At 62.1% G+C, this 24,520-nt stretch carries 19 protein-coding genes and 1 pseudogene; 10 read left to right on the top strand and 10 right to left on the bottom strand.

The window, feature by feature from the left end:
* The first annotated feature begins 1 nt into the window (after position 1).
* On the top strand, positions 2 to 1,273 hold the full coding sequence (locus tag P9292_RS36735) for a hypothetical protein (protein ID WP_309964413.1): 1,272 nt from the start codon (positions 2 to 4) through the stop codon (positions 1,271 to 1,273).
* A complete protein-coding gene (locus tag P9292_RS36730; RefSeq protein ID WP_309964411.1) occupies positions 1,270 to 4,749 on the top strand; it encodes an ImcF-related family protein in 3,480 nt (1,159 codons plus the stop codon). Before P9292_RS36735 ends, P9292_RS36730 begins: the two co-directional genes overlap by 4 nt.
* Before the next feature lie 64 nt (positions 4,750 to 4,813).
* Here the strand turns inward: P9292_RS36730 and P9292_RS36725 are convergent, their stop codons facing one another.
* The 3 genes from P9292_RS36725 to P9292_RS36715 all read right to left on the bottom strand — a co-directional run bounded on the left by P9292_RS36725 (position 4,814) and on the right by P9292_RS36715 (position 6,833).
* Positions 4,814 to 5,266, bottom strand: coding sequence for a DUF4174 domain-containing protein (locus P9292_RS36725; RefSeq protein ID WP_309846269.1), 453 nt, complete (start codon positions 5,264 to 5,266; stop codon positions 4,814 to 4,816).
* A 94-nt stretch (positions 5,267 to 5,360) separates the two neighbouring features.
* On the bottom strand, positions 5,361 to 6,233 hold the full coding sequence (gene yghU / locus P9292_RS36720) for a glutathione-dependent disulfide-bond oxidoreductase (RefSeq protein ID WP_309964409.1): 873 nt from the start codon (positions 6,231 to 6,233) through the stop codon (positions 5,361 to 5,363).
* 90 nt (positions 6,234 to 6,323) lie between these two features.
* The gene (locus P9292_RS36715) at positions 6,324 to 6,833 is read right to left on the bottom strand and encodes a DUF6622 family protein (RefSeq protein WP_250527465.1); all 510 of its coding nucleotides are present in this window, start codon (positions 6,831 to 6,833) and stop codon (positions 6,324 to 6,326) included.
* A gap of 150 nt (positions 6,834 to 6,983) precedes the next feature.
* Here P9292_RS36715 and P9292_RS36710 point away from each other — a divergent pair, with 150 nt between their 5' ends.
* From P9292_RS36710 to P9292_RS36695, 4 genes are all read left to right on the top strand, one after another.
* Positions 6,984 to 8,693, top strand: a complete 1,710-nt coding sequence (locus P9292_RS36710) for a dihydroxyacetone kinase family protein (protein WP_309964407.1) — start codon at positions 6,984 to 6,986, stop codon at positions 8,691 to 8,693.
* A 220-nt stretch (positions 8,694 to 8,913) separates the two neighbouring features.
* On the top strand, positions 8,914 to 9,672 hold the full coding sequence (locus tag P9292_RS36705; RefSeq protein ID WP_309964405.1) for a flagellar brake protein: 759 nt from the start codon (positions 8,914 to 8,916) through the stop codon (positions 9,670 to 9,672).
* 202 nt (positions 9,673 to 9,874) lie between these two features.
* The gene (locus P9292_RS36700) at positions 9,875 to 10,318 is read left to right on the top strand and encodes a DUF2231 domain-containing protein (protein WP_244831820.1); all 444 of its coding nucleotides are present in this window, start codon (positions 9,875 to 9,877) and stop codon (positions 10,316 to 10,318) included.
* On the top strand, positions 10,314 to 11,633 hold the full coding sequence (locus P9292_RS36695; RefSeq protein WP_250469890.1) for a sorbosone dehydrogenase family protein: 1,320 nt from the start codon (positions 10,314 to 10,316) through the stop codon (positions 11,631 to 11,633). Before P9292_RS36700 ends, P9292_RS36695 begins: the two co-directional genes overlap by 5 nt.
* Here P9292_RS36695 and P9292_RS36690 read toward each other — a convergent pair.
* The gene (locus P9292_RS36690) at positions 11,630 to 12,958 is read right to left on the bottom strand and encodes a type II toxin-antitoxin system HipA family toxin (RefSeq protein WP_309964403.1); all 1,329 of its coding nucleotides are present in this window, start codon (positions 12,956 to 12,958) and stop codon (positions 11,630 to 11,632) included. The two genes, P9292_RS36695 and P9292_RS36690, sit on opposite strands and share 4 nt — an antisense overlap.
* Before the next feature lie 121 nt (positions 12,959 to 13,079).
* A pseudogene (locus tag P9292_RS43380) lies at positions 13,080 to 13,269 on the bottom strand (helix-turn-helix transcriptional regulator); the annotation flags it as partial.
* Between the two features lie 232 nt (positions 13,270 to 13,501).
* Here P9292_RS43380 and P9292_RS36680 point away from each other — a divergent pair.
* Complete coding sequence (locus P9292_RS36680; protein WP_309964400.1) at positions 13,502 to 14,464, top strand: bile acid:sodium symporter family protein; 963 nt, start codon at positions 13,502 to 13,504, stop codon at positions 14,462 to 14,464.
* A gap of 32 nt (positions 14,465 to 14,496) precedes the next feature.
* On the opposite strand, the gene P9292_RS36675 is transcribed toward P9292_RS36680, so the two are convergent.
* On the bottom strand, positions 14,497 to 15,429 hold the full coding sequence (locus tag P9292_RS36675) for a DMT family transporter (protein WP_309964398.1): 933 nt from the start codon (positions 15,427 to 15,429) through the stop codon (positions 14,497 to 14,499).
* Between the two features lie 253 nt (positions 15,430 to 15,682).
* On the opposite strand from P9292_RS36675, the gene P9292_RS36670 reads away from it, so the two are divergent.
* A complete protein-coding gene (locus tag P9292_RS36670) occupies positions 15,683 to 16,837 on the top strand; it encodes an alpha/beta hydrolase (RefSeq protein ID WP_309964396.1) in 1,155 nt (384 codons plus the stop codon).
* Positions 16,838 to 16,912: 75 nt separating this feature from the next.
* Here P9292_RS36670 and P9292_RS36665 read toward each other — a convergent pair whose 3' ends face one another.
* Positions 16,913 to 18,154, bottom strand: coding sequence for an MFS transporter (locus P9292_RS36665; RefSeq protein ID WP_250469873.1), 1,242 nt, complete (start codon positions 18,152 to 18,154; stop codon positions 16,913 to 16,915).
* Between the two features lie 214 nt (positions 18,155 to 18,368).
* Here P9292_RS36665 and P9292_RS36660 point away from each other — a divergent pair, with 214 nt between their 5' ends.
* Positions 18,369 to 20,081, top strand: a complete 1,713-nt coding sequence (locus P9292_RS36660) for an ABC transporter ATP-binding protein (protein ID WP_309965391.1) — start codon at positions 18,369 to 18,371, stop codon at positions 20,079 to 20,081.
* Between the two features lie 12 nt (positions 20,082 to 20,093).
* Here P9292_RS36660 and P9292_RS36655 read toward each other — a convergent pair whose 3' ends face one another.
* The 3 genes from P9292_RS36655 to P9292_RS36645 are packed head-to-tail and all read right to left on the bottom strand — an operon-like array spanning position 20,094 to position 23,587.
* Entirely contained in the window at positions 20,094 to 20,957 is an 864-nt protein-coding gene (locus P9292_RS36655) for an ABC transporter permease (RefSeq protein ID WP_309964394.1), read from the bottom strand.
* 10 nt (positions 20,958 to 20,967) lie between these two features.
* A complete protein-coding gene (locus tag P9292_RS36650; RefSeq protein ID WP_309964392.1) occupies positions 20,968 to 21,972 on the bottom strand; it encodes an ABC transporter permease in 1,005 nt (334 codons plus the stop codon).
* Positions 21,965 to 23,587, bottom strand: coding sequence for an ABC transporter substrate-binding protein (locus P9292_RS36645; RefSeq protein ID WP_244831810.1), 1,623 nt, complete (start codon positions 23,585 to 23,587; stop codon positions 21,965 to 21,967). Before P9292_RS36645 ends, P9292_RS36650 begins: the two co-directional genes overlap by 8 nt.
* Before the next feature lie 262 nt (positions 23,588 to 23,849).
* Between P9292_RS36645 and P9292_RS36640 the strand changes: the two genes are divergently transcribed.
* Entirely contained in the window at positions 23,850 to 24,446 is a 597-nt protein-coding gene (locus tag P9292_RS36640; protein ID WP_250469869.1) for a carboxymuconolactone decarboxylase family protein, read from the top strand.
* Positions 24,447 to 24,520: the final 74 nt, after the last annotated feature.

Below are 24,520 nucleotides of genomic sequence, written 5' to 3'. Positions count from 1 at the left end.
CATGGCGCTGGACCTGGATAACCTTCCACCGGAACGCGCCGAACCTGACGAGCCGCCATCGAGGTTAGTCTGGACGGTGGTCTTCTTCGTCCTGGCTATCGCCGGAATCTTTGGCGTGATGGCGTTGTGGCCGCGCGCAGAACCAATGCAGACGCCCTTGTTCTGGACTTGCCTTGTGCTGTATCCAACGGGCCTCGCCGCGTTTGTCGTTTCACGTCGGTTCAGCATTCACGAGAGGCAGTGTCTCGATGCGCGGGACTGGAATGAGGCACGAAAGCGGTACAACGAGAAGTTGTTCGCACGCGAAAGCATTCCGATGGCCGTGCTCGCCACGGCCATCCGCGTAACGGATGACGAGACAGCGAAACTCGTGACAAAGATAGAAGAAAACGCGTTGACACTCGAGGCTCAGGCATCGGAGCTCATGGAGGACGCATCGGTAACGGCGCGGTGGCTCCAACCAGACGACGCGCTCTTTGCCGTCGACGACAAGGAGCGCCACGGCCTGCTGCTGTCCTGGCTCTTCGACCAACTTATCGGCGAACTTGCGGACCGTCTCGGGTCGCTTCCGGATGATTTTCCGCTGCGCGTCTTTCTCGATATCGGGGGCTATATCGGGGAGGCAGACGCAAAAACGACCTGGGAAGGCATATGGGCGCGTCATGAGTTGCGTCAGGCGGAAACGACGTACACGCCAGTGCCCGTTGATCTGATGACGGTCGATCAATGGCTCGACGATACGAGTGGCGCCTTGCATCTCTACGCGGTCCTGCTGATTTCGGTATCGCTTCAAACCATGTTGGATGGAGCGCCCAACGCAGGCGAGGCCGAGGCGGGCGTCGCGCTTCTCGTGGCCTCGCATGGATTAGCGGCCGAGCATCGACTCATGCCCGTCGCGCACATGCATCGCCCGTTGAATTCGGCGCGGACCCATCTCGACAGCGCGCTCACACATGCGCTGCAATGGGCAAAAGCCGACGCGCCGTCGTTGGAGTCGGTCTGGATGACCGGATTCGACGGCGAATCGGTCGGGCCTTTGCACTCATCCCTGAGCCACGTTGGCGTGCGTGAGGCAGGCGAAGATCCGCTGACGGAATTCAATCTCGACGGCACGGTGGGACGAGCGGGGAGATCGGCCGACTGGCTCGCCCTAGCGTGCGGGGCGAACAGAGCGGACCGGTTGAGCGCGCCGCAACTCGTCGCCCGTAGCGCCGGCGAACACTTTCACATGGCTGTGGTGCAAAACAGCCGTAATAAGCAGAAAGACGAATGACTCGTAAATTCAAGCTAGACTTTTTAGCCACGCTATCCCTCGTGATCTTGCCCGGCATGCTGGTCTGGGTACGGCCTCAGTGGGTCGGGATCTCAGCTGACAGTCGTGGAGCTGTCATAGCAGCACTGTGCGCTATTTTCATCGTGCTATGGCTCGTGCTCAGTTATAGCGAAGCGTCGCGTGCGGCCGTGGCTTATCGCGCGGTGAAAGACTGGATGCTCAAACACGGCGGTGCGTCCGATGACGCCGCGCAGGGGGCCACGAAGCCAGACGTTGGTGATTTCAGCGATCTCAGGCAATGGCTAGTCGAGCAGCACGGCTGGCGCTGGCGTTGGCGCGAGCGTTGGATCCTGGTTGTCGGCGACGGGGAAGTAGTTCGGCGCGTGGCGCCTACGCTCTTCAAGTTCGGGTATGCCAGCGCGGGAGGCGCGGTTCTTCTTTACGCAAAGCAGACAGACAGTGCCCCAGATGTGCAGCATCTCGCCGCGTTGCGCCGATTGCGCCGCCGCCGTCCAGTGGACGCGGTCGTTGCACTGACCGTCGCCCGTGCGACGGGCCACGATATGTTCGATGTTCAAAGCGTCTCGCAAGCGCTGGCACGTGTCGCGCGCGTGCTTCGCTGGTCTGCTCCGGTGTATTTGCTGAATGCGGAGCCATTGCAGGCGAGTCCGTCTCATACAGATGAGCCGCCGGTCGGGCTTACCTGGTCGCACTCGCGTATGGTTTCCGATTTCGTCGGCTCGGCACTACATGACCTCACCGGCGAATTGGCAAACGCCGGGGTGATGCGTCTGTCGAAGAACCCTGCAGATCGATATCTGGCGGAATTGTCGCAGCACATAAGCACAGCACGGGAATCGCTGAAGCATCTCGTGACAGGCGCTTCACGGTCGCACGATGCTATTCGCGGGCTTTTCTTCACACCGCTGGACATACCCGCGGGACCGACAGAGTATCCGCGCGAGGCCGCGCGCCACCACGCCGGTGTGCCCGAAGCGTCGAATCGAACGCTATGGCAAACCATCGCGAACCACAGTCGCAAAGCTTACGGCAGGCGCGTGGGCCTCTCGTCGTCGAGTGTGGCCGCATATCTCGTCAGCGCTGTCGCCGTACTATGGTTTATCGGCTCGATAATTTCCGGCATGTCGAACCGCGCAACCATGCGGGACGTTGCGTCGACGTTGAGCAAGGTTTCTTCGCCGCGCGACCAGACGCAAGCCTTGCTCGCCCTGGATGCTCTTGACAAACAACTCGACACGCTTGAAATACACCGCCAGCTCGGCGCTCCGTGGCTCGCTCGTTTCGGCCTGAACCGTGACGCCGCTCTTTATGAAGCGCTTTCCCCGGTTTATCAAAGCGTCGCCTCGCGCGTACTGATCGATCCGATCAAGGCAAGACTCGAATCTCGCCTTCAGCAACTCGCTTCCCTGTCCGATGCCGAAATCGCCAGCGGTGGCAACACACAGGTCCAGGCCGCGTACGACACGCTCAAGGCGTATTTGATGCTCGCCCATCCCGAGCATGCCGACGCGTCGTTTATCGCCACACAGTTGCTGACGACGAATGCGCCAGCGCGTCCGCAGAATGCGTCAGTGACGGCGGGCACTTGGGAAGACTTGCGCCAACAGGCCGTCTGGTTTTACGCGAGGCACCTTAAGCGCGGATCGGCGTCAGCCATCGCGCCTGACATCACGCTTGTCGCGGCGACGCGGCAGACGATCATCGGCGTGCGCGGCATCCAGAATTCGACAGACGCGATCTATCAGCAGATCATCGACGAGACGAAACCGAAATATCCGCCGATGACGTTGGCAACCTTGCTCGGCGATCACCCAAGCCGAGGCTTGTTCAACACGAGCGCGACTGTTCCGGGCGTTTTTACGCGTGCCGCGTGGGACGAACGCATCCCAAAGGCGATCGATGAGGCGAGCGAACAGCGCGCGGTGACGGGCGACTGGGTGCTGTCTGACGCGAAGCTTGATAACACCGCGCCGTCAACGCTCAAAACCGAGCTCCGTCAACGTTACTTCGATGACTACGCGCGCGCGTGGCAGCAGTTTTTGAACAGCATTCGCTGGCAAAACGCTTCGTCGTTATCTGGCACGGTCGATCAATTGACGCTGCTCGGCGACCCGCAACGCTCGCCGCTGGTCGCACTAATGAACGCTCTCGTTTTTCAGGCAAGTGCGGACGCATCGACGCAATCAATATCGGACGCTCTGATTTCGAAGGCGCAACATCTTGTAGGCAAGGACGAAAAGGACCCGTCCAAGCAGATGCAGCCATCACTTTTGCCGCTGGCAAGCGCGTTCGGTCCTATTCTGCGTCTGACTGGCAGCGAGTTCGCAAGCAACGCACCCGCCAATGCCAGAACCACGCTGCAACTCGTGAGCGATCTGAGCTTGGCTCGCTATCTTGAGCGTGTCACCGCAATGCGTTTGAAGACGCAACAAATGATGGCCAGTCCCGACCCCGACGGCATGTCGCGCGTCGCCGCTCAAGCCGTGCTACAGGGTAGAACGTCCGATATCGCCGATAGTCGCGATTACGCGAGCCGTCTCTCTGCGAGCTTGGGCGAACAATGGTCGGGTTTCGGCCGGCTTTTCGAAGCCCCGCTTGACCAGACGTGGCAAGTGGTCGTGCAACCGGCATCGTCCAGTCTGAACGAAGTCTGGCGCACATCCATCCTTGCTGACTGGAATCACAGCTTCGGCGGCCGCTATCCGTTTGCGGACTCCGACAACGATGCATCGCTGCCCGATATGGCGCACTTCATGCGCATGGACAACGGCGTGATAGCGCAGTTCGTCACGACGCAGCTTGCGGGCGTGATCGAACGTCAGGGCGACCACTGGGTCGCCACGCAAGGCGTGAATCAAGGCACGCTCATGCTTGATCCGGCGTTTCTCGTCGCGCTCAACAAGCTCTCGCGCGTAGCAAGGGTCGTGTTTCCCTCTGGCGATGCGCGGGCGCGGTATGAACTACGCGGCGTGCCGACGCCGGGCATCACTGATTTGACGCTGGTGACATCGGGTCAACAGTTGCACTACTTCAATCAGATGGAGCAATGGGAGCCGTTCGAATGGCCGGGGCAAGCCCTGGACAACACCGCACAACTTCAATGGCAAACGGAGGCAGGCGGTTTGCGCTCGACCATGTACGCACAAGGGCGTTTCGCGCTGATTCGTCTGCTCGAACGTGCGAAGGTCTCGCAACAAGATAACGCGCGTTATCTGCTCTCGTGGACGCCGGATCAGAGTCTTACGCCGCCGCTGTCGGTTCAACTTCGCGCGGAGACGGGCGCTGGACCGCTGGATGTGCTTGTGCTACGGCACTTCGCCCTGCCTGAGCGCATCTTCATGTCAGGCGCGGCGAAGCAAGCATCTGTATCGCCGGGGCGGACGCCACCACCGTTGCCGCCCGGCGCGCTTGCCGCCGCGCAGAAGATCGGCGTCGCGTTGCCGGACAAAGAATGACGACTTCGCTGGGGTCAGGTCACGAAGCGTAAGAAGACTTCAGCATGCATGGATCACACGGCGATCACGACTTCGGCGCGTTACCCGCTGCCTCTTGCTTACGCATCGGCATGCCGTCGATGGTCGTGAACAATTCGCGCGATGCAATCGGCTCGCGCGATTCGAGCTTCACGCCGCCGTCCTTGCCAACGAGCACCGCGCGAAACGCGCCGGGTTTGACGCCGTATCGTCGACGCAATGCATCGGCGGAATCGCTTGCGCCTTGCACGTCGTTGCCAATTACTTCGATCACTTGCAGGTCGCGTTGCGTGTAGCCATCGCTCGCATCCTGAACCGATGCGCGTTGCTTCGCGAGTGCGGCGGAACTGACATCATCGGCGAAAACGACGAGCAGACGCTTATGCCATGTGTACTGTTCGATGGAAGATATTGCAGCGCTTCCGGCTGCTTGCGAGGTATTGATCACGCCCAAGAGCAGGCTTGCAGCTACGGTTGCGGGAATGAGATAGCGGTTCATTAGCGGCTTCCTGTGCGGTTTATTTCCGTGCACGCAGGAAGCGCGCCAACGACGTTACAGCGTTTCAAGCGTGCGCAAGCACTTGACCAGAAATCTACTTAACCGCGAGCTTGTCCTGCGTCTTCGTTTCAAAGTCGCCAGCATCATGCCGCTCATGCAACTGGCTCGAAAGCTCGCCGAAGGTCCGGTTCACCATGCGGCCGCGTTGCACGGCGGGACGCGCGCCGATCGCATCGGCCCAACGTCGCACATGCTCGTATTCATGCACGGCGAGAAACTCGGCGGCACTGTAGATCCAGCCATTCACGAGACCGCCGTACCACGGAAAGATGGCGATATCGGCGATGGTGTATTCGTCGCCCGCAATGTACCGGCTCTCCGCAAGCCTCCGGTCGAGCACGTCGAGCTGACGCTTCACCTCCATGGCGAAGCGGTTGATCGGATACTCCATCTTGCTCGGCGCATAAGCATAGAAGTGACCGAAGCCGCCGCCAAGATACGGCGCGCTGCCCATCTGCCAGAAAAGCCACGAGAGACACTCGGCGCGTTCCGCCGCGCTGGTCGGCACGAATGCGCCAAACTTGTCCGCGAGATACAGGAGGATGGCGCCGGATTCGAACACGCGCACGGGCTTGGGGCCGCTGTGGTCGATCAGCGCGGGTATCTTCGAATTGGGATTGGCTTGGACGAAGCCGCTGCCGAACTGGTCGCCGTCGCCGATCTTGATGAGCCAGGCATCGTATTCCGCGCCACTGTGACCCGCGGCGAGCAGTTCCTCCAGCATCGCCGTGACCTTGACGCCGTTGGGCGTGGCAAGCGAATAAAGCTGCAGCGGATGCTTGCCGACCGGTAGATCCTTGTCATGCGTCGGCCCCGCGATTGGACGGTTGATGCTTGCAAACTGGCCGCCGCTTTCCTTGTTCCAGGTCCAGACCTTGGGCGGTACGTATTCGGGTGAATCGCTCATGCTGCAGCCTCCTTCGCGTCAGGTTTTCAATGTCGCCCGAGGTTAGCAGGTCGGGTAAAAACCTGCTCGACACGAAGGAGGCTCGGCCGTTCAAGCGTGCAAGAAGCGGTGCGCCTGCAGCGCTTTCCAGTACGTGATGAAGCGTCCCGCGAACATCCCGGCGACGACGCCAGACACGAGTGCGTCGATGGACGCATAGGTTCCGAGGAGCGCCGCATCCGTCACCGTTGCCATCTCGAAGCCGAGCCAGAACTTGGCGGCGAAGATGGCGAGGATCAGCAAGAGCGGCACGACCGAACCCGGCAGCGTGACGGTGCGCGCCACCATATCGACGGAAAAGCGCGTGCGCGTCGCGTTGAACACGCCCGCCGCGATGCCCGCAAAAATCCCGACGATCCACGCGCTCACCGCAAAGAGGCTCGCGTGCGGATTGTGAGCCAAATGCACGAGGCCGAAGCCCGCAAAGATCAGCGGGATGATCGCCAGCTTGGACAGCGGCGTGGTACCGCCTTTCATTGCCTTCACGCCGCGCGAAACCAGATAAGCCAGCAGCAGCCAGACCCAGACCGGCGTGCCATGAACGATCATTTGCAGTGTCATTTTCGTTTCTCCTTCAGTCGGATGATTCGTTGTCGAGCAGATGAAGGCATCGTAAAGCGGCTGAATTAGAGAAGAATGAGAGCGCGCGAGCGTTCGCGGCGCGGTCGTTTAACATGATCGCCATCGCTCGAACGCGTCAAGGAGACCGCCATGAAGAGGCTCATTAACAATCCCGCCGATGTCGTGCGCGAGATGCTCGAAGGCGTCGCGCGGCAGTCGCCGCACTTAGCCATCCTCGGCAATGAAAACGTGCTCGTACAGCGCGCGCAGCACGAGGCGAAGGACCGGCAGGTCGCCGTCATCTCGGGCGGCGGCAGCGGTCACGAACCCGCGCACGGCGGCTATGTCGGCGCGGGCATGCTGAGCGCGGCGGTATGCGGTGAAGTCTTCACCTCGCCACCCACGGATGCCGTGCTCGCCGCGATCCGCGCTTGTGCCGGTCCGCGCGGCGCGGTGCTGATCGTGAAGAACTACACGGGCGACCGCCTCAACTTCGGTCTCGCGGCGGAACTGGCGCGCGCGGAAGGCATTCCGGTCGAAATGGTCATCGTGGCCGACGACGTCTCGCTGCGCAAACAGGCCGCGCGCAATCAGCGGCGCGGTATCGCGGGAACCGTGCTCGTCCACAAGGTCACGGGCGCGGCCGCCTCGCGCGGATCGTCGCTCGAAGAGGTCGCGGCGATCGCGCGCCATGCGGCGGCCAATCTCGGCACCATGGGCGTCGCGCTCGATGGCTGCACGCTGCCGGGTGTCGAAAAGTCCAGCTTCACGCTCGCCGACGACGAGATAGAGCTCGGTCTCGGCATCCACGGAGAAAAGGGCGTGGAGCGCACCGCGCCGCTTCCCGCCGACCAACTGACCGACGTTCTGCTCACGAATATCATCGACGATCTCGCGCTCGAAAGCGGCGAGCGCGTCGCACTGCTCGTGAACGGCCTTGGCGCAACGCCGCAAATGGAACTGGATGTCGTGTTGCGCGCCGCCTTCGACAATCTGTCGCGGCGCGAGATTCACGTCGAGCGCGCATGGTCGGGCACGCTGCTGTCGGCGCTCAATATGCCGGGCTGCTCCGTTTCGCTGTTGTGTGTCGATGACGCGACGCTCGGTCTGCTCGATGCCGCGACCGAAGCGCGCGCGTGGCCGGGCGGCGGCGCGGTCGGACGGGAAATCCGTATTGCTATGGCGGCGGATACCGTCGCGGAGCGGCCCGGAATCGCGCGGGAAAGCGACGGCGGCTGGGCGCGGGTCATCGAGCCGGCGCTTCAGTCGGTGGCGCGTGCGCTGATCGACAACGAACCGCGCCTGACCGAACTCGATTCCCTCGCCGGCGACGGCGATCTCGGTGCGAGCATGAAACGCGCGGCGGACGCGATCCTCGGCGTGCCGGGATCGGCGCTCGGCACGCCGGACGGCGCGCTTGCCGCGCTCGGCGCGTCCTTGCGCCGGGCGATAGCGGGAAGCTCCGGCCCGTTCTACGCGACGGCGCTCTTGCGCGCGTCGCGCCATCTCGCGGGAGTCGCGCAACCGAAGCCGGCCGATTGGGCCGCCGCGTTCAGGGAAGCGGTGCAGGCCATCAGCGACCTGGGCGGCGCGAAGGCAGGCGACCGCACCATGCTCGACGCGCTGTTCCCCGCATCGGCGACATTCGAAGCGGTATTGAACGAAGGAAAGTCCGCGCGAGACGCCTGGGAAGCGGCTTTATCGGCCGCTGAAGAGGGCGCGCAGGCCACGGCGAGCATGACGCCTCGGGCGGGTCGCGCAAGCTATCTGGGCGAGCGCGCCGTGGGTTCGGCCGATGGCGGCGCGGTCGCGGTGACGTACTGGCTCCGCGCGCTCGCGCCGCATATCGGCGTGCGGTGATCCGCCGCGCGCGGCCGTAACGCGAGGTCCGCGTAACGTAGCAAGCGCCCATCGCTTTGGTTTCCTCGTGCCGCCCGAGCCTTGCCCGGCGCGGCTTGCAGGCAATCGGCGGCCCGTGCGCCGCAATTGGCATGGTCTCTGCATTGTCTGGTGTGCACCGTAGCGCTAGCAACCTGAGAGGCTTGGCGCTAATAAAACCAGACAACGCACGGATAACAAGATGATTGCCGCCACCCTCCCGAGCCTCGACGCCGACCGTACCGCGACCCTTATCGACGAATGCTATGCGCAGCGCCATCCGTTGCAGATTGCGCTTTGCCTGCGCAGCCTTCTGTCGCGCGGCGACTTTCTCACCGTGGAATTCGAAGGCGGGCAGATCGTGACGCAGGTCCTGGACGTCGATTCGCGCAGCGCGCGCTTTGTCTTCGATCTCGGCTGCTCGGATTCCAGCAATGCCGCGCTTGCCCGCGCGGACGCCCTGAAGTTGCGCAGCCAGCCATCGGGCATCCAGACGGAATTCACGACCGGGCCGGCCGTAAAAGTGCTTTTCGATGGCCGTCCCGCGTTCGAAGCGCCGATGCCCACGCTGCTGTATTACGTGCAGCGGCGGCAGTATTCCCGGGTCGAGACGCCGCTCGTTAATCCGTTCGTCGCGCACGGGCGTGACGAAGCCGGCAATGCCTTCCACTTCGACGTAAAGAACCTTTCGCTTGGCGGCGTGGCCTTGCGTGTCTCCGATGACCGCATCGAAACCGCCGAACGTGGCGGAGTCTGGCGAGGCGTCACCCTGCGGATGGGCGCATTCGGCGAAGTGAGCGTCGACCTCGAGATCGCCGCGCCGCGTTACGAACTCATGCAGACCGGCGAGCGCCGCGCGATTCTCGGTTGCCGCTTCATCGACCTGAGCGGCTGCGCTGAGCGCGCCTTGCAGCGAACCATTACGCAGCTCGAACTGAAGCATCTCGGGCGCGGCGTCTGAACCCGTGACACACCGATAGCCGACTGTCACCTGACGGCACGCTTGCAAAGTGGCGAGCGTGCTCGTTGTCTCATCGATCATGTAAGCGTTCCCCAAAATCGGGCATGTGATGTGCTGTTCATACGGAGTCAGAAGGCAATGCACGCCGCCTTCCGCAACCGATGCACGGCCCACTGCCTAATCTTTTTTGGGGTACTCACTCATGAGCACGACCAGCCTGAGATATCGATCGCGGACGGCGACAGCCCTCTTCGATCTACTCAATCCCATTCCCTACGGACTCTTCGTCGGGACGCTGATTTTCGACATCATCTTCGTCATCACCGCCAACGTGTTCTGGGCGAAGGGCGCCGCGTGGCTCGTCACGACGGGGTTGATCCTCGCGATCATTCCGCGCTTCATCAATCTCGGGCATGTGTGGTTCGGCTCACGCCACGTCGTCACGCGCACCGAGAAGCTCGACTTCTGGCTCAACCTGCTCGGCATCATCGCGGCGGTCGTCAACGCGTTCGTGCATAGCCGCGACGGTTATGGAATCGTGCCGCTCGGCGTGATTCTTTCGGTTATCACCGTGGTGCTGTTGAGCGTTGGACATATCGCGCTTGCCTTCGATAAATTCGGCTTCCAGGAGGCGGCTCGTGATTAAGCAAACCACTTTGACGAGCGTGATCGCGCTCTCTATTGCAGCACTCCTCGCAGGATGCAACGAGCACGCCGAATACGACAGCGCGCATCAGGCTGGCGCGAATCCGCCACTGCCTACCGCCAAGAGCTTCTTTACTCCGCCGATGCAAGTCCCGAAGTTCGCGGGCTGGAAAGACAACGAAACGCCCAAGGTCGCGGACGGACTGAAGATCGAGAAGATCGCGTCCGGCCTCGAGCATCCGCGGCAGGTGTATGCGCTTCCGAATGGCGACATTCTCGTGGCCGAATCGGGCAGCCCGAACGCGGAGCCGGTCACCACGCCGAAGCAGTTGATCGCGGGCATGGTCCAGAGCCGCTCAGGCAAGGAATCGAAGGGCGCGAACCGCATCACGTTGCTCAGAAAGCGCGGCGATGGCAGCGGGGAATGGGAAAAGCACGTGTTCATCGACCATCTGCATTCGCCCTTCGGCATGCAGCTGATAGGCGACACGCTCTATGTCGCCGATACGGACGCGCTGCTCAAGTTCCCGTACAAGACGGGCGAAACGAGCATCTCGGCAGAAGGCGTCGAGCTCGCCGATCTGCCTGATCGCGTGAACCATCACTGGACCAAGGCGCTGCTCGCGAGCCGCGATGGCAAGAAACTTTATGTGGGCGTCGGGTCGAACAGCAACGTCGGCGAGAACGGACTCGACGTGGAGTATCGGCGCGCGAACGTGCTCGAAGTGGATGTCGCGACCGGCGCGAGCCGTATCTTTGCGGCAGGCATTCGCAACCCGACCGGCTTGCAATGGGAACCGAAGACGGGGCAACTCTGGACCGTGGCCAACGAACGCGATGAGATTGGCGCGGACCTCGTGCCGGACTATCTGACTTCGGTAAAGGATGGCGCTTTCTATGGCTGGCCTTATAGCTACTACGGCCAGCATGTCGATACGCGCGTCAAGGAGCAGCGTCCCGATCTCGTCGCAAAGGCTATTCCGCCGGATTACGCAATCGGTTCGCACGTCGCGCCGCTCGGGCTGATGTTCTATACGGGCAGCAATTTGCCGGCGCAGTATCGCGGTGGCGTGTTTATCGGCGAGCATGGCAGCTGGGATCGCTCGCCGCTGTCGGGGTATGCGGTGACGTATATCGCGTTCGAGAACGGCAAGCCTGTAGGCACGCCCAAGCCCGTAGTAACAGGCTTCGTTTCCGATGATGAGAAGGAACTGCGCGGCGCGCCTGTCGGCCTGACTCAGGACAAGGACGGCGGACTCGTCTTTGCGGACGATGCCGGCAATACCGTGTGGCGCGTGACGGGCGCGGGCGGCTAGCCTGCGAGCTTGTTGCAGAGACGCCGCATGCCGTTGAAAATCGCTTCGGCAATGTCCATCGGAAAGTCGCGGGGCAGCACGCTCGCGACTTCATCGACGACTTGTTCGGTGCGCGCCGTGACTTCGGCGATCAGCGCTTCGACTTCCGGCGCGGCGAGTCCGACTGTGCGCCCTTGCGCGATCCAGTGACGCGGCAAAATCTCGGCGATGACGTAATGAATGTTCTTGCCATGCACGGCCATGGCGAGTTTCGCGCGCTGCGCGGCAAGCTGATTGCGTCCCCGTCCGATGATCGGATGCGCGGACAGCACGTCATAAAGCGGCGTCGATTCATAACGATTGCCGGGCAGATGCGCGATGCTGAAGTTCTTCGCGTGACCATCGGTGGCTGCGAGCAGCCAGAAAACCAACTGCGCCATGAAGAAGTCGCGCCGGTCGTCGGCCGCGCGTCCCGAGCCCGACAGCACTTCCATGACATGGCCGATTCCCGGTCCGCCATCCGCTTCGTACTTTTGTAGCGCGGGCGTGCCGGTGGCCTGACACATATCCTCTTGCGGGAGCCGCAAAATCCAGCGCTTGTCGCTCGACAGACGGCGATCGAACCGTTCGACGACGAGCACTTTCTGTTCTTCGAAGACTTCGATCTCGCACCGCGCGATAGCCAGCCCGAATGCCGCGACGATCTTCGAGCAAAGCCATTCGTTCTCCACCGATGTCCGCATGTCCGCTCGCATGTTGCCGACGAGCCCAAGCGGCAATTTGAAAATGTGCGTGGTCGGCGTGCTGCCCTCGGGCAATAGCCACTGCTTGCCGCGCCGAAGCAGGGCGGTCTTTTCTTGCGCGCCTGCTATCGAGAGACGCAGGTCGTCGAGCGGTTCGTGTTGTCCGAGTTGCGGCGTGGCGGTCGTTTCGCGCAGCAGCCGGGCGATCCGCGATTCGCTCATCGCGCGTCCCGTTATGCTTTCGAGATCGACCGGCGTCTCTCCGGGCGGCAGCATTTGAAGGGCGCCGACGCAGTCGCGACCCAACTGTGCGAGCAGCTGAAACGGCGCCGTGCCGCCCGTTCGATAACGCGTGGCAATGCGACGGCGGATTGGCTCGCTGTCGGGCAGAAGGTTGTCGAAAAAGTTCGCGACCACTTGCCCGCGATACGGCTGGTTGCCCGGCGTGAACGGCAGCGACAGCGAGAGCGGACGGCCTTGCGGGTCGGCAATCCACTCATCGCGATAGACGAGGCGCTCGCCACCAGTGCTGGATTCCCAGTGGCCTACGGGCAGTCCGTTCATCCAAAGGTCGAGCCGGTTCGGGTCGGTGCGGCGCGCCATGCTTACCAGTTCTCCCGCTTTTTCGCGGCTCTGGCCCGCGCCGACGTTGCCTTCGCCGCGATTTTCTTCGTGATGGGCGGGGCTTCGTCCGCTATGACGCCATCCGTCAGCATCATCTCGACGCCCAGCACGCGCAAGACTTTGAACATGCGCTCCATGCTTGCCGCAGCGGGATTGGCTTCCAGTTGCGCATAGGTCTGCTGCGTCACGCCCAATTGCGCGGCCATGCTTGCCTGAGTCAGCCCGGCGGCTTTGCGAAAGCCTTTGAGGATGGGCCGCAATTGGCTGAGCGTCTTTACCGGATAGTCCACGAAGATCCCTACAGTCTTAAGACTGTTAAGCGTTTATACAGTTTATGACCTGTTAACGCAAAAAACAAGTTTTAGACTGTAAATAGTAAAAACAGCCTAAAACCTGTTTTTCGAAAAAGTCTGGCCCAATTAAGCATTTTCAGAAGACCTTAGCCCGTGCCGGTTAAAATTCGACGTTTTTCGCCCGCATCGACAGACCACGACACGCCACGACATTCAAGGACCGCCCTTCATGCTTGCCCGCATCACCCGCCTGTTTCCGCTCTGGGCCGTTCTGGTCTCCGTTGCCGCCTACTATTCGCCTTCGTCCGTCACGGGCATTGCGCCGCATGTCACCACGCTCCTGACCATCATCATGCTGTCGATGGGCGTAACGCTCTCCGTCGACGACTTCCGGCGCGTCTTCACGCGCCCCGCGCCGGTAATCGCGGGCATCGTGCTGCATTACCTCGTCATGCCGCTTGCCGCGTGGGTTATCGCGAAGGCGTTGCACATGCCGCCCGATCTGACGGCGGGCATGGTCCTGGTTGGCAGCGTGGCGAGCGGCACGGCGTCCAACGTCATGATTTATCTGGCGCGCGGCGACGTCGCCTTGTCGGTGACCATCAGCGCGCTCTCGACACTCGTCGGCGTGTTCGCGACGCCGCTGCTCACGCGCCTTTATGTCGATGCGTCGATCTCGGTCGATGTCCACGGCATGTTGATGAGCATCCTGCAGATCGTCGCGCTGCCTATCGTGGTCGGACTTATCGTGAATCATCTGTTCGAGAACTTCGTGCGCAAGATCGAATGGCTGCTGCCGCTCGTGTCGATGGTGTCTATTTTGCTCATCATTGCCGCCGTGGTCGGCGGGACGCAGAAGAGTATTGCGTCGGTCGGGCTCGTGGTCGCGTTCGGCGTGGTGATGCATAACGGCATCGGGCTCCTGAGCGGCTATTGGGGCGGCCGCTTGCTCGGCTTCGACGAGGCCGTGTGCCGCACGCTCGCTATCGAAGTGGGCATGCAGAATTCGGGGCTCGCGGCTACGCTCGGCAAACTCTATTTCACACCGATAGCGGCCTTGCCCGGCGCCCTGTTCTCCGTGTGGCACAACCTCTCGGGCTCGATGCTCGCGGGTTATTGGGCTGGCCGTCCGGCGAAGGGTTCGACACGCGATACGGATACGGCCGCGGTCGTCGCTGCAAAACGAAACTGACTTGCACGTTGCGTGGTGCGCTTCGAGGCGCGCTAGTTTTTGGCGCCCCGACCTTTCCACGTCGCGATGGCCACACCGAGAACGGCGACGCCCATCGCCCACCAGGCCATTGTCGGCAACACTTCGCCGAGAATGAAGTACGACATGATTGCCGCGCCGGGCGGCACGAAGAAGAACAGCGCCGCTACTTGCGACACCTTTCCGGCGCGTGTCAATGCGAGCAGCAGCGTGATCGCGATCAGCGAGTTGCCGATCACGAGATAAGCGAGCGTGACGGCGAGCGTCGGGTTCCACTGCACTTCCGTGCGCTCGAAGAAGAATGCCATCGGCGCACAGCACGCGAAGCCCACTGCATATTGAACGAGGTTCGACGTGAGCGGGTCCTGTGCCGTGCCCGCGCGTTTCTCGTACAACATCGCGGCCGTGATGCCGATTAGCGCGCCCACCGCGAGCAATACCGGCCCGAGTGCCGATGCGTGCAGCGTGCCGCGCGACAGGATCACGCCGGCCGAGCCGCCAAGCGCGAGTATCAAGCCCAGCCATTGCCGCACGCCGATACGCTCACCGGTCAGCGATGGCGCAAGCACGCTCACGAGTATCGGCTGCAACGAAACGATCAGCGCAAGCCATGACGTTGCAATGCCCGCTGTCATCGACAGATAGCTGAGGCCGAAGTACATCACCTGCACGAGCAGGCCCATGACGATCAGGTAACGCCAGCTTCGCATGTCGCTTGGCCAGAGCGGCCGTCTGAACACGCATACGCCGATGAGCACCGCGATGCTGAGCGCAAAGCGTATCGAGAGAAACGTGAGCGGCGAGGCGTAGTGCAGGCCGGTCTTGGCGACGGGAAAGCCCGCGGACCACAAAAGCAAAAAGACAATCGGACCGCCGATGGCAAGCCAGCGTCCGCCATCTTGTGCTGCTTCCTGCGTGACGCGATGCGCGTTCGGCCCCTGTGCCATGTCTCGCTTCCCTTTAGGTTTTGATCGTCTTGCGACCGGAGCAAACGCGCGTTCGACAAGACGTGGACGGTTCAATGCCTTCCACGTATGGCTTTGCCGGGAACAACGTCTGCTCTTGCTTACGAGCTAAGGCACTGTTGAAAGCCTTCGCATGACGAGCACTTTCTCTCACAAAAATAGCATTAGCCGCGTCTTGCACATTCGCGAAGACATTCTCGCGAACCCACGCGCGGACTGCCTACGGAGCCCACCTATGCGTGACCTCGACCTCGATCATAACGTCCGACCCGCCCTTCGAACGCCCGCGCCGAAACTCATGCGTCGTGCCGCATTCGGTCTGGCTGCTTGCTTGTCGTTCTCTCTTGCAGCATGCAACAGCGCACCGGACAAGCCGTCACCCGTGGCGAACGCGGTCGCCAATGCAACCGCGGCCGTGCGCGCGGACGACGACATGAAGACCGTGCTCGACGCTTATGCGGCACTCGATCCGAAGGCCATCGAGAAGGTCGATGTGCCGACGGCGCGCGCTCAACCTACTATCGCCGATGCCGTCAACTCCGTGCTGAAGACGCAGGGTCGCAGCACTTCGCCGCAAGCGTTGGTGCCGGGCGTCACGAGCCGCGACATTACCGTGCAGGGCGCGGCCGGCAGCTTGCCCGCGACGGTGTACAAGCCCGCAGGCAATGGCCCGTTTCCCGTCGTGACGTATTTTCATGGGGGCGGCTGGGTAATCGCGGACCGCAAGGTTTATGACGGCGGCGCGCGTGGGCTTGCGAGGGCGGCCAATGCAATCGTCGTATCGGTCGATTACCGGCGTGCGCCCGAGGCGCGCTTTCCCGCCGCGTGGGATGACGCCTTCGCGTCGTACAAGTGGGTGGCAAGCCACGCCGCTTCGCTTGGCGGCGACCCGAAGAAGCTAGCGCTCGCGGGCGAAAGCGCGGGTGGCAATCTCGCGGTCGCGACGGCCATCGCCGCACGCGATGCGAATGCGCCGAAGCCGCTTGCCGTGATCGCCGTGTATCCGGTGGCGCAAACGGGCAGCATGAACACGGAGTCGTATATCGAGAACGCAGTGGCCAAGCCGCTCAACAAGCCGATGATCGCGTGGTTCCTCGACAAGCTCTTGCGCACGCCGGCCGACAAGCAGGACACGCGTCTCGACCTGGTTCACGCCAATCTCGCGGGCTTGCCGCCGGTCACCATCATCAACGCGCGTATCGATCCTTTGCGTGACGATGGCGCGCAGTTGCAGAAGGCGATTGCAGCGGTGAACGGGCCGGTCGATCGTCGCGTCTATGACGGCGTGACGCACGAGTTTTTCGGCACGGCGGCTGTGGTGCAGAAGGCGAAAGATGCGCAGCAGTATGCGGGGACGCGCTTGCAGCAGTCTTTTGGCACAGGTCAGTAAGCGCGGGTGATGTGATTCGCACGCGGGACGGCTTCGATGTTCCCCGCGTGCGCCTCGTGGCTCATGGGTTGAATGTCATTCCTCGCACGGCACGTTGCAAGCCGCGGCAACAGGCCGTGCCTCCGCGCCGATGCCCGCAAGCGTCGCAAGTCCCAGCAACGCCAGCGCACCGCCCACCATGAAGTCCGTCGGAATGCTCGCGCGATCGACGACCGCGCCGCCGACGAACGAGCCCATCGCAATCGCCACTTGGATGATGCTCACGAAAAGCGCCGATCCCGCCTCCGGATGCTCGGGCGTCGCGCGCTGAATCCACATGCTGAAGCACAGCGGCAGCGCGCCAAATGCGATACCCCACGCCAGCACAACCGCGCTGACCGCGAGCGACGAATGCCGCAGGATCGGCATCAGCAGCAGCGCGAACATGAGGAGCGACACCATCGTGAGAAGCGTGCCCTTGAGATTGCGCTGCACGGCGGACGACGCCGCGAAATTCGAAAAGAACCCGATGATGCCGAAGCCGAGCAGAAGCCACGTGACCGTCGCCATGTCGAGGTGTGCATCGCCGAGCAAGAAGGGCGTTACGTACGTGTAGGAAGAAAAGTGCGCGCCGAAGACGAGCGCCACCATTAAAAGACTTCTGCGCGGATGCGAGTGCTTGAGAAGCGCCGTGAGATCGCCGAAGCGCAAAGCCGCAGCCGATGGCAACGAAGGCACGAGCAACCACTGCGCGACGAGCGCGACGGCAACAAGCCCTCCCGTCGCCAGAAACGACACGCGCCAAGACGCCACGCTCGCGATGAACGTACCGAGCGGCACGCCAATGACCGTCGCGCACGTCACACCGGTGAGAATGGCGGCCATTGCGCGTGCACTGTCTTTCGCCTCGACGAGCCTTCCCGCCGCCGATGTCGCGAGCGTCCAGAAGCCGCCGAGCGCGGCGCCCAGAAGCGCGCGGCCAAGCAGCATGACAACGAGATTCGGTGCGAACGCCGACAGCAGGTTCGAGCACAAGAGCAACGCGGTGAGCAACAGGAACACATGCCGCCGGTCCATGCGTCCCGCGCCGAGCATCAAAGCGGGTGCGGAAATGGCCGCGACGATGCCGGGAATGGTCACCATCAATCCCGCCACGCCGGGGAGAATGTTCAAGTCGTGCGCGACGTGAGGAAGCAATCCAACGGGTAGAAATTCGGTGGTGACGAACGCGAACGCGCCAATCGTCACGGCGGCGACCGCGAGCCACTGACGCAGCGACGAGTTTTTGTCGTCGGTCAGGGGCGTGGCGCGTTCGAGCGTCGAGTCTTCCATCAGCATGGCGTTTTTCGATCCGGGTAAGGAGTGAGTGCGGGCTTATCTTCGAGCATCTTTGCCGGCAACATAACACTGCCTTTCATCTTCTGCACAAGTGACCCAACCGCGGCTTATGGGGCCGGGTTAGCAATGCCATGCATGTTCTTAGCAGAAGTGCTTGGTTCTATTTTTGGCGGCGCTGCGCTACTTTCGAGGCTTTGGCTTTTATCCGCGTCTCATGCCCAGCAACTCCACTTCTCCGCTTCTTCAAGTGCGTCACCTCGATGTCGACTACGGCGCGCATCGCGCGGTGCGCAAGCTGTCGTTCGACATCGCGGCGGGGCAGGCGGTGGCGCTCGTCGGCGAATCGGGCTGCGGCAAGTCCACTACGGCGATGTCGCTCATGCGCCTTCTGCCGAAGCATGCGAAGACCGGCGGCGCGGCGCTCTTCGATGGCATCGATCTTTTGTCGGCGCCGGAACGCAAGCTCGCGGACCTGCGTGGCCGCCGCATGTCGATGATCTTTCAAGAGCCGATGACTTCGCTCAATCCCGTGCTGACTATTGGTGCACAAGTCGCCGAGGCGCTGATTCTTCATACATCGATGTCGCGTGCCGCTGCGCGCAAGCGTGCCGTCGAACTGCTCGATCTCGTGCGCATTCCCGAACCCGCGCGCCGGGCGGACGACTATCCGCATCATCTTTCCGGCGGACAACGCCAGCGCGCGATGATCGCCGCAGCCATCGCTTGCGAGCCCGCGCTTCTTATCGCCGATGAACCCACCACCGCGCTCGATGTCACCGTGCAGGCCGGCATCCTGCGTCTGCTCGATAACTTGCGGCGCGATCTTTCGATGGCATTGCTGCTCATCACGCACGATCTGGGCATCGTGTCCGACTGGGCGGATCGCGTAGTCGTGATGCATGGCGGCGAGGCGCTCGAACAGGGTTCGGCGCGCGACGTGCTCGATCATCCGCGTCATGCCTATTCACGTGGACTGCGCGGGGCGGCGCTGCATCTCTCGGCCGACAAGCATTATCGCGAGGCGCGCTTGCCGGAGATTCGCGCGCTCGCTTCGGCCACGGGCACGACGGATTTCACGCTACATGTACCGACGCGCGCGGCGCATTCGACACGGCCCATCGACCACGATGCAAGACCGCTGCTCTCGCTCGACAAGGTCGACACGGCTTACGCGACAGCGCGTGGCACGCGTCATGTGCTGCACGATATTTCCTTCGATATCGCGCGTGGCGAGACGGTGGGTCTGGTCGGCGAATCGGGTTGCGGCAAGTCCACGCTCTCGCGCACCATCATGCGGCTTTTGACGCCGGATGCCGGACGCATCGTGCTCGATGGCGTCGATATCGCGCGGCTGACGCGGCGTGAGCTGGCGCCGCATCGGCACAAGATGCAGATGGTGTTTCAGGACCCTTATGCATCGTTGAACCCGCGCAAGACGGTAGGGCAGATTCTGCATTTCGCGCTCGATGTTCAGGGCACCGTTCCTACCCGCGATCGCGACGCAAGGATCGTGAAGATGCTCGATGCAGTCGGTTTGCCTTCGGGCGCGGCGCGTCGTTATGCGCACGAGTTTTCGGGCGGGCAGCGGCAACGCATTGGCATTGCGCGGGCGTTGATACTCGAACCGGCGCTTCTGATTTGCGACGAGCCGGTATCCGCGCTCGATGTTTCCATTCAGGCGCAGATACTGAATTTGCTCAGCGATCTGAAGGATGAATTCGGTCTGTCGATGCTCTTCATCTCGCACGATCTCGCTGTCGTTCGCTACATGGCGGATCGCGTGCTGGTGATGAAAGATGGACGCATCGTCGAAAGCGGCGGGCACGACGAGATCTGGGACGCACCCAGGCACGCTTACACGCGCACGCTCATTGCATCGGTGGCGGGGCAGCGGCAGCGTGCGGGCAGCGATTCCATCGCCGCATAAACAGTTGAGCGCTCAACGCTCCGCATGCAAGCCGAACAAGGAAGCAAGACCATCGCCGAGCAGATTGAGCGCAAGCACCGTGACGACGATAGCAAGACCCGGCAAGGTCGCGATATACCAGTCCGTGCGCAGCACTTCGCGGCCCGCGCCGACCATGTTGCCCCAGCTCGCCACGTTTGGGTCGCCAAGCCCGAGAAACGCAAGCGCGGACTCCGTGAGAATGGCGGTGGCAACCAGCAATGTCGATGACACGAGCACGGGCGTCATCGCATTGGGCAAGACATCCGACACGATGATGCGCAAGTCGCTCGCCCCAAGCGCGATGCTTGCCTGCACCATCTCGCCGTGCCGCAGCTTTTGCGTTTCCGCGCGCACCAGCCGCGCGAGGTTCGGCCACGAAGTCACGCCGATAGCGAGCGCAATCGTCATCACCGAAGGCTGCACGATGGCGACGATGGCGAGCGCGAACAGAAACGGCGGCACCGTCTGAAAGAACACGGTGACGCGATTGATTTCACGATCGAGCCAGCCGCCGAAGTATCCGGCGAAAAGGCCCGCCACCACGCCGATGACGACGCTGATGAACGTCGAAGCCGCAGCGATCACGAGCGAGGCGCGTGCGCCATACAACAATCCCGAGAGGATATCGCGGCCCAGCATGTCGGTGCCGAGCGGAAACGCCGCATCTTGCCCCGGACGCAGAAATGGTTCGGCGACGAGTTCTAGTGGATCTCCGGGACGCAGCCACTGCGCACAGAGCGCGACCGCGATGATCGCCACGAGCAGCACGCCGCCGATCAACGCGGAAGGCGCGCGCAGAAAGCGCAGAGCGGCATGCCAGCGGCGAGGCTTTTGCAGCGCGGAGAGTTGGGACATGGTGCGGTTCTCAGGAGATGCGCGGGTCGAGCCAGCGGTTGATGGCGTCGGTGGCCCAGTTGACGAGGACGACGAGAATCGAGCTGCACAGCAGCACGCCGAGCAGCACGCTGAGATCGCGCCGCACGAGCGCATCGAAAGCGAGCCGCCCGAGCCCCGGCCACGAAAACACCGTTTCGACTACCACCGCGCCGCCGATCACCGAGCCGATCTGCATGCCGAGCATCGTCACGAACGGAATGAGCGCATTGCGCAGCACGTGCACGCGAAAGAGCCGCAACGGCCGCACGCCGCGCGCAATAGCGGTGCGCACATAATCTTCGCGACGTACTTCGATGACGGTCGCGCGAATCAAACGCGCATACGTGGCGACGTAGAAAAGCGCGAGCGTGACAGCGGGAAGAATAAGATGATGTGCGACATCCAGCACATGCGCCCAGCCTGTGAGCCCGGAGGAAATGGTCTGCATGCCCCCGACCGGCAGCCAGTCGAGCCACACCGAAAACACGACCACCAGCATGAGCCCGGTCCAGAAAAGCGGCGTGGCGAAACAAAGCAGCGAAAGCGTGGAGATGACGACATCGACGAAACGTCCCGCGTACCATGCAGCGAGCGCGCCGAGCAGCAGTCCGACGATGGCCGCGATCAGCACCGCGCTTCCCATCAGCAAAAGCGTGGCGGGCACGCGGTTCCAGATGAGCTGCGCGACGGGCATGCCTTCGCGGAACGAGTAGCCGAGATCGAAGCGCGCGAGATGTCCGAGGTACTTTGCAAACTGCACCCAGAGCGGTTGATCGAGCCCGAACTGCTGACGCAACGCGGCGACGTATTGCGCCGACGCGCCGCCGGATTCGCCCGCGATGACCTGCACGGCATCGCCGGGGGCGAGCCGAAGCAGGAAGAAGTTGACGACCGCAATGCCGAGCACGACGCCCACGAGTTGCCCGAGCCGACGCAACGCGATGGAGAGCCATCGCGCGGTGCGCTTCGTATCGGTCGCGATGAGCTCACTCATGCTTCGAAGGGTCGGTGTACCACACGTTCTTGAACGAGCCATAGACCTGATCGACGCCGCTTACCGTATCGTTGAGGTCGGCCGATTGCACCGTGAAGAAGTGCAGTTCGAGCAGCGGCAGCGACGGCAGATCGGTCTGCACCTGACGCTGGAACGCTTTGAAAAGCGTTACGCGTTCGGCTTGATCGCCGGAGGCTTGCGCATCGCGAATCAGTTGATCGACCTTGACGTTGCGATAGCCCGAACCATTCGTGAAGGGAATGTTCTTGCCGATACTGTCCGACTGATACTCGCGCGTCACGCCCACTTGCGGGTCCGAGAAGCCTGCGTACCACTGGATCGTCACGTCGAAATCGCGGTCGCCGTAGATGCGGCGCGTGTAGGTCGGCGTGTCCTGATTGCGGATATCCGCGTCGATACCGATTTTCTTGAAAGCTTGCTTGATGAATTCCGCGCTGCGAAGAAACTCGTCACCGTACGGCAGATAATCGATAGTCAGCTTGAAGCGTGTACCGTTGGGGCCTGCCTTGTAACCGGCCGTATCGAGCAGCGCGTTGGCCTTCGCAATGTCGTAGGGATACTGCGGCACGTCGGGCTCGAAGAACTCCTTGAGCGTCGATACGACAGGGCTCACCGCGGGTTTGCCGAAGCCTGACCACACCACGCGGTTATATGCATTGCGATCGATGGCCAGATAAAGCGCCTGCCGCACGCGCGCATCCTTCAACTGAGGACGATCGTTGTTGATGTCGAGAAAGAGCCACGGCGAGAGCCATTCATAACCCTTCGTTTCCACCTTGAGGTTCGGCAGTTTCGCGAGACGTTGCGCGTCGCGAGCGGGTACGGGGCTCAGCGGCGCGTATTGCACTTCGCCCTTTTCGAGCGCGGCGGTGCGTGCGCCGCCATCGGGAATCACACGATAGATCACCTTGTCGAGATACGGCTTGCCCTTGTCCCAGTAGTCCGGATTGCGTTCGAGCAGAATGTAGTCGCCTTTCACCCATTTGCGGAAAATGAACGGACCCGTGCCCACTGGCTTGTTGTTGTACGGATTGTTGAGGACGTCCGTGCCTTCATACAGATGCTTCGGCAACACTTGCGCGCCGTTGCTGTTGAGCGAACTCAGCACGGCAAGCGATGGCTTCGAAAAATGGATGATGACGGTGTAATCGTCCGGCGTATCCACGCGGTCCGCGTTGGCGAACAGAGCCTGATTGCGCGGATGATATTTCTTCCACACGTTTTCGAGCGTCCACTTCACGTCGGCGGAAGTGAAGGGTTTGCCGTCGTGCCACTTCACGCCCTGACGCAGATTCAACGTGAGCGTCTTGCCGTCGGTCGAAAGCGCCCACTTGACCGCGAGTCCCGGCTTGAGATGAAAGTCGTTGTCGTATTCGATGAGGCCGTCGAAGACATTGGTGCTGAAGGTTCCCGTCGGCGACGACGTGCTCAGTGCTGCCGTCAGAATGACAGGCTCGGGCTGCGAGATGACGGTGAGCGTGCCGCCGCGTTTGGGCGTCTCTGCGTGAGCCAGGCTCGATCCCGCGATGAGCGCCACGAATGCGAGCGGGCGCGCCCAACGCTGCCAGAGCCTGAGTGTTGTGCTGGTCGACACGTGCGATTCCTCTTGTTGTGATGTTGCGCGATATTTGCGTAGTGTTGATTCGATGTTGCGGTAGATGGCCGCTGCAAGACAGGGCGAGCACCTTGCGGGATCGCGAACGATAGCAACGACTCGCCACGTGAGGAACCAATAAAAAGTGCTGTGCATATGACGTAGCATGCTTCGCATCGGTGCGGCGGATGAGCGCTGCGCGGCCACGAAGAATGGTGTACGTTTCGTGTCTCGCCTGGCTTTCATATCGAACGGATCGCACATGACTCATCAAGCCGATGTCCGCGCGCTCGCCGCGCTCGAATCACGTAACGCGCATGCTGGGGCGTTTCGCCGTCTTTCGCAGGCGCATTGGAGCGACGGTCGTCTGTCGAGCCGCGACAAACATTTGGTCGCTGTGGCGGTGGGACAGGTGACGCGCTGCGAGTACTGTATCGAGCATCACGCGGAGATCGCGAAGCGCCTGGGTGCGTCGCTCGATGAGTTGCTTGCCGCTTCGTATATCGCTGCGGCGCTAGAGACTTTCGGGCGCGGGGAAGTAAAGATCGATGCCGCCTTCACGTTCGAACAACGCGAGTCGGTGATCAACGGCACGGCTATCGGCGCGGGCCGCGATACGTTCGCAAGCACCGTCTTTCGCGACGATACCTTGCCGCGTGAATTGCGCCTCGTGACCGCCGCCGCTGTCGCGCAAACGCAAAATCACGAGCCGTTGCGGCGGTCGCTGCACGCGCTTGCCATCGAAGCAGGCGTCACATCCGAGGCGCTCGAAGAAGCCTACGCGGTCGCGATCATTCTGCGTGCGGGCGCGGTCTACGCGCATACCTTGCCTATCGCGAGATTGTTCGAAGCGAAGTGATGCAAGCCGGGTCCATTCATCGTGGCCCGGCTTTTCTTTATCTCAAAATAGCTACTAACGGTCTCTCGCCAACA

This window comes from Caballeronia sp. LZ001 (genome assembly GCF_031450875.1).
In the GTDB taxonomy this organism is placed as follows: Bacteria; Pseudomonadota; Gammaproteobacteria; order Burkholderiales; family Burkholderiaceae; genus Caballeronia.
Note: the sequence above shows the minus strand (reverse complement) of the source record. Positions and strands in the feature narration are given on the sequence as shown.